Below are 4262 nucleotides of genomic sequence, written 5' to 3' on the forward strand. Positions count from 1 at the left end.
GGTCGGCCTGCTCACCGACGGATTCGACCACGCCGACCCGGTGGTCTGCCGGCTCTTCCCCGAGGTCTACCCGGACGATGCGCCGGGGACCGCGGAGTTCCGCCGGTACACCGAGGGCGATCTGAAGACCTCCAAGATCGACCAGGCCGGGGCGATCCTGGCCGCGCTGCCCGGCGACGGCAGCGGGGAGGTACGGCTGGACGCCGAGGCCGCCGAGGCGTGGCTGCGGGCGCTCAACGACGCCCGGCTGGCGATGGGCGTACGGCTGGAGATCAAGGACGGGACGGATCTGGGTGTGGAGCTCGACGACGCGGTCGCCGAGGACCCGACCTCCAGCCGGGTGTTCCAGCTTTCGGTCTACGCCTATCTGGGCTATCTCCAGGAATCCCTGCTCAACGCCTTGATCGACTGAGTGTGACCACCGCCGCCTCGCGGTTGGCCGCCGCTGGGCGCTAGGCTTGGCGGCGTGCTGAGCATCGACCGGTCGATCGTCGACGCGATCGTCGCCCACGCCCGTCGGGATCACCCCGACGAGGCCTGTGGTGTGGTCGCCGGTCCCGTCGGCAGCGACGCCCCGACCCGGCACATCCCGATGGAGAACGCCGCCCGCTCGATGACGTTCTACGAGTTCGACTCGATGGAACAGCTGCGGGTGTGGCGTGAGATGGACGACCGGGACGAGGAGCCCGTCGTCATCTACCACTCGCACACCGCCACCGAGGCATTCCCGTCGCGTACGGACGTCTCCTTCGCCGGTGAGCCGGGCGCGCACTACCTGCTCGTCTCCACCCGCGAGCCCGACACGGAGGAGATCCGCTCCTTCCGCATCGTGGACGGGGTGGTGACCGAGGAGCCGGTACGAATCCTCGACGCCGGGGTGGATCCGCACGCCGTGCAGTCCTACATGTTCGGGCAGAGCCCGGCGACGGTCGACTACGAGTGTTCGGGTCGCTGACCTTCTCAGCCCCGCACACCCTTTCCCGTCACCGAGCACACCCGATCGAGGAGTACGACACCATGGCCATCGAGGTTCGCATCCCCACCATCCTGCGCAGCTACACCGGCGGCGCGAAGGTCGTCGAGGGCGGCGGCGACACCCTGGACGACCTGCTCACCGACCTGGACTCCCGGCACGCCGGGCTGCGCGGGCGGCTGGTCACCGAGGCCGGCGCGCTGCACCGCTTCGTCAACGTCTACGTCAACGACGAGGACGTGCGCTTCCTCGGCGCGCTGGACGCCAAGCTGTCCGACGGCGACAGCGTCACCATCCTGCCCGCCGTGGCCGGCGGCGCGTTCGGCTTCGCCGCCGCCGCGGCGTTCGCGCAGCACACCGCGCCCGTCGCCGCGAGCTGAGGCGGCCGCGATGGCGCGGTACGAAAGCCTGCTGGACGCCTGTGGCGGGACCCCCCTGGTGGGGCTGCCCCGACTGTCGCCGACGGTGCCCGACGGGGCGCCGCCGGTGCGGCTGTGGGCGAAGCTCGAGGACCGCAACCCGACCGGCAGCATCAAGGACCGAGCCGCCCTGTTCATGGTCCGGGCCGCCGAGGCGGCCGGCCGGCTCCGACCGGGCGACACCATCCTGGAGCCGACCAGCGGCAACACCGGCATCTCCCTGGCCATGGTGGCCAAGCTGCGCGGCTACCGCCTGGTCTGCGTGATGCCGGAGAACGTCTCCACCGAGCGGGTGCAGCTGCTCCGGATGTACGGCGCGGAGATCATCTTCTCGCCGGCGGCCGGTGGCTCCAACCAGGCGGTCGCCACCGCCAAGCAGATCGCCACCGAGCACCCGGACTGGGTGATGCTCTTCCAGTACGGCAACGAGGCGAACGCCCGGGCGCACTACGAGACGACCGGCCCCGAGCTGCTGCACGACCTGCCGACGATCACCCACTTCGTGGCCGGGCTGGGCACCACCGGCACCCTCATGGGCACCGGACGATACCTGCGCGAGAAGGTCGAGGGCATCCAGATCATCGCCGCCGAGCCGCGGTACGGCGAGCTGGTCTACGGCCTGCGCAACATCGACGAGGGATACGTCCCGGAGCTGTACGACGCGACCGTGCTCAACCGGCGGTTCTCGGTGGGCACCCGCGACGCGGTGCTGCGTACCCGGCAGCTGGTGGAGGTGGAGGGCCTCTTCGTCGGCTTCTCCACCGGGGCGGTCCTGCACGCGGCGCTCGCCGTGGCGCACGAGGCGGTGCGCGACGGCCGCCGCGCCGACGTGGCGTTCGTGGTCAGCGACGGCGGCTGGAAGTACCTCAGCACCGGGGCGTACGGCGGCACCCTCGCCGACGCGGAGGACGCCCTGGAGGGTCAGCTCTGGGCCTGACCACTTTGGCGAGCGACATCACGAGGGCCACCGGCACGTCGCCGGTGGCCCTCGTCGCGTCGGTCCGCCCGGACCGGCCACTCCGGCAACTCCGAGTCGATCGGACGGCCGAACCGGGTGTCACGTTGATGACAACTTCCAGCAGATCATTCTTGCCTCTGCGCAGGCGGGCGTAGGCTGCGCAGCGTGGCGTACGCGTCGGTAGTGATCACCGCCGGAGCGGCGGCCGGCACGATTACTACCTACCGTGACAGCGAGACAACTCGATGCGACTGACCGTCCTGGGCTGTGCGGGCAGCTTCCCCGGACCCGAGTCCCCCTGCTCGGCATATCTGGTCGAGGCCGAGGACTTCCGGCTCCTGGTCGACTTCGGCCCGGGCTCGCTGTCCACCCTCCAGCGCTACGCCGGGCTGCACGCCCCGGACGCCATCCTGCTGACCCACCTGCACTGCGACCACATCCTCGACGCCGCGTCGTACGTGGTGGTGCGGCGGTACGCCCCGGACGGCCCGTACCCGCCGTTGCCGGTCTACGCCCCAGCCGGAGCCCCGGACCGGCTGGCCGCCGCGTACGGGCAGGAGGACAGCACGGTCGAGGACGTCTACCAGTTCTACGCGCTGCAACCCGGCACCTTCCCGATCGGCCCGTTCAGCGTCACCGTCGACCGGGTGCTGCATCCGGTGGAGACCTACGGCGTCCGGCTGGAGCACGCCGGCCGCGCGCTCTGCTACTCCTCGGACACCGCCCCCTGCGAGGCGCTGCTGCGCCTGGCCCACAACGCCGACGCCTTCCTCTGCGAGGCCAGCTACCTCGACGGCGTCGACAACCCGCCGGACCTTCACCTCACCGGTCGGGAGGCCGGCGAGGCGGCGGCCAAGGCCAACGTCGGGCGGCTGCTGCTGACCCACCTGGTGGCCGCCTGGGGCAGCGAGGCGCACACCGTCGCCGCCGCCTCCGCCGCGTACGCCGGCCCGCTGGAAGTGGTCCGCCCCGGCGCCAGCTACGACATCTGACCAGCCAGTACTGTTCGCCGGCCGGTCAGCCGGGCGTTTCCTGAATCTTCGCTGTGACCAGCACGGTGGGGGCATGCGGATCGCCATCGTGACCGAGTCGTTCCCACCGGACGTCAACGGTGTCGCGCACTCGGTCGTGCGGGCCGCCGAGCATCTCGTCGCCCGCGGCCACCAGCCGTTGGTCATCGCGCCGGCCCCGCCCGGGGCGCACCGGCGGGACACCGATCGGTTCCCCTACCCGGTGGTCCGCATCCCGAGCGTGCCGCTGCCGCGCTACCAGGGCTTCCGGCTCGGCGTGCCGACCAACAACCGGCTGGCCGGGGTGCTGCTGGAACACCAGCCCGACATCGTCCACCTGGCCAGTCCGTTCATCCTCGGCGCGCGGGCCGCCGTGCTGGCCGACCGGCACCGGCTGCCCACCGTCGCGGTCTACCAGACCGACGTCGCCGCGTACGCCCGCGCGTACCGGGTCGGCTGGGGCGAGGCGGCGGCCTGGCGGCGGCTGCGGGAGATCCACAACTCGGCGCGACGCACCCTGGCCCCCTCCACCCGTGCCGCCGCCGATCTGGTCGCCCACGGCGTGCAGCGGGTCTGGCTGTGGCGCCGCGGCGTCGACGCCGAACGCTTCCACCCCGACAAGCGCTGCCCGAGCCTGCGCCGGGCACTCGCCCCCGACGGCGAACTGCTGGTGGGCTACGTCGGCCGGCTCGCCCCGGAGAAGCGGGTCGACCTGCTGGCCGCCACCGCCCAACTGCCCGGCGTCCGGGTCGTGGTGGTCGGCGACGGGCCGGCCAGCCGGCAGGTGGCCCGGGCGGTGCCGCAGGCCCAGCTCCTCGGCGTACGGCACGGCGAGGACCTGGCCCGCCTCTACGCCAGCCTCGACGTGTTCGTGCACACCGGACCGCACGAGACCTTCGGCC

At 72.1% G+C, this 4262-nt stretch carries 6 protein-coding genes; all 6 read left to right on the forward strand.

The annotated features are described in order from the left end of the window. On the forward strand, positions 1-412 hold a 412-nt coding region (locus tag AB0M52_RS31345; protein ID WP_363961187.1), incomplete at its 5' end, for a DUF2017 family protein. Between the two features lie 54 nt (positions 413-466). After that, on the forward strand, positions 467-955 hold the full coding sequence (locus AB0M52_RS31350; RefSeq protein WP_363961189.1) for a M67 family metallopeptidase: 489 nt from the start codon (positions 467-469) through the stop codon (positions 953-955). Positions 956-1017: 62 nt separating this feature from the next. After that, on the forward strand, positions 1018-1353 hold the full coding sequence (locus AB0M52_RS31355) for a MoaD family protein (RefSeq protein ID WP_363961191.1): 336 nt from the start codon (positions 1018-1020) through the stop codon (positions 1351-1353). Positions 1354-1363: 10 nt separating this feature from the next. After that, positions 1364-2329 carry a pyridoxal-phosphate dependent enzyme gene (locus AB0M52_RS31360; protein WP_111214999.1) on the forward strand — a complete coding sequence of 322 codons (966 nt, stop codon included), beginning with the start codon at positions 1364-1366 and terminating at the stop codon, positions 2327-2329. Positions 2330-2595: 266 nt separating this feature from the next. Further along, complete coding sequence (locus AB0M52_RS31365) at positions 2596-3342, forward strand: MBL fold metallo-hydrolase (protein ID WP_363961193.1); 747 nt, start codon at positions 2596-2598, stop codon at positions 3340-3342. A 73-nt stretch (positions 3343-3415) separates the two neighbouring features. Then, positions 3416-4262: glycosyltransferase (locus AB0M52_RS31370; RefSeq protein ID WP_363961195.1), on the forward strand; the 847-nt coding region annotated here is incomplete at its 3' end.

The organism is Micromonospora sp. NPDC051296 (assembly GCF_040682255.1).
Taxonomy (GTDB): domain Bacteria; phylum Actinomycetota; class Actinomycetes; order Mycobacteriales; family Micromonosporaceae; genus Micromonospora; species Micromonospora craterilacus.

Bases quoted from the DNA above. Each gene is read 5' to 3' on its own strand.
- AB0M52_RS31355 (WP_363961191.1), top strand. From the start codon at position 1,018: ATGGCCATCGAGGTTCGCATCCCCACCATCCTGCGCAGCTACACCGGC.
- AB0M52_RS31360 (WP_111214999.1), top strand. From the start codon at position 1,364: ATGGCGCGGTACGAAAGCCTGCTGGACGCCTGTGGCGGGACCCCCCTG.
- AB0M52_RS31365 (WP_363961193.1), top strand. From the start codon at position 2,596: ATGCGACTGACCGTCCTGGGCTGTGCGGGCAGCTTCCCCGGACCCGAG.